At 53.6% G+C, this 1,012-nt stretch carries 1 protein-coding gene; it reads left to right on the top strand.

Translation table 11 applies throughout. The features are described 5' to 3' along the window. On the top strand, positions 1-1,012 hold a 1,012-nt coding region (locus tag L248_RS11330), incomplete at both ends, for an RNA-guided endonuclease InsQ/TnpB family protein (protein ID WP_196812032.1).

Below are 1,012 nucleotides of genomic sequence, written 5' to 3'. Positions count from 1 at the left end.
GACGTACCGGTGCCGTCAGGCGATCTTTCGTCATGAGTGGCTGACTTATGGTGCCCTAGATACCAGCTTGAAACAATCCTTCAATCAAGCGGACAGCATGGTGTATGGCACGATGCCCAAAGGGAACCGCCACTTGACCCAACAGATCCTGCGCCGCGTCGTGCATAACTTTGAAAGCTGGTCTAAAGCGCGGAAAGCATATGCTATCGAACCCGGAAAGTTCTTGGGCCGGCCCCGCTTACCGGGTTACCACGCCAAGGGGACCCGCAGCACCCTCTACATCGATAGCCAGACCGCCAAAATCAAAGACGGTCAAGTGGTGATTCCCGCTTTGGACAATTTCTCAATCCAACTGCAACACGACACAATCACCAAGGTCCACGAAGTGCGCATTATTCCCCAGCACGGCCGGTTCCTGGTGGAGATCGTCTATCCTTCCGGCATCGAAGAGATCGTTTATCAGCCGGACAATGGCCGCTTCCTGACGATTGACCCGGGCGTGGACAATGCTTTTGCGATGGCAACCAATGTCCCTGGTTTGACCCCGTGGCTGATCAATGGGAAGCCGTTAAAGGCGGTGAACCAGCTCTATAACAAGACCCGGAGCCGGCTGGTCTCTGTCCATAAACTGAGCGGCCAGAATTACACCAGCCGGCGGCTGGACAATGTGGAATACAAGCGGGACCGCAAAATTGACAAGTTTGCTCATGAAGCAAGTCAGCGCATCGTTGCTTATGCGCTCAGCCATGAACTGAACACGATCATTATTGGGTCCAACCGTCTCTGGAAACAGCGCAGCCGCATGGGCAACCGGAACAACCAGAACTTTATCGGCATCCCGCACACGTTAATAATTGCCAAAATCAAGTATAAGGCCAATTTAGCCGGTATCACGGTCCTCACGGCCAGCGAGTCTTATACCAGCCAGACCTCTTTTCTTGACAACGAACAGCCGCTTAAACAGTACGGCAACAAGGCGCGTAAGAAACATGGCCGGTCACCGAATAACCGG

Origin of the sequence: Schleiferilactobacillus shenzhenensis LY-73 (assembly GCF_000469325.1) — a bacterium.
In the GTDB taxonomy this organism is placed as follows: domain Bacteria; phylum Bacillota; class Bacilli; order Lactobacillales; family Lactobacillaceae; genus Schleiferilactobacillus; species Schleiferilactobacillus shenzhenensis.
Note: the sequence above shows the minus strand (reverse complement) of the source record. Positions and strands in the feature narration are given on the sequence as shown.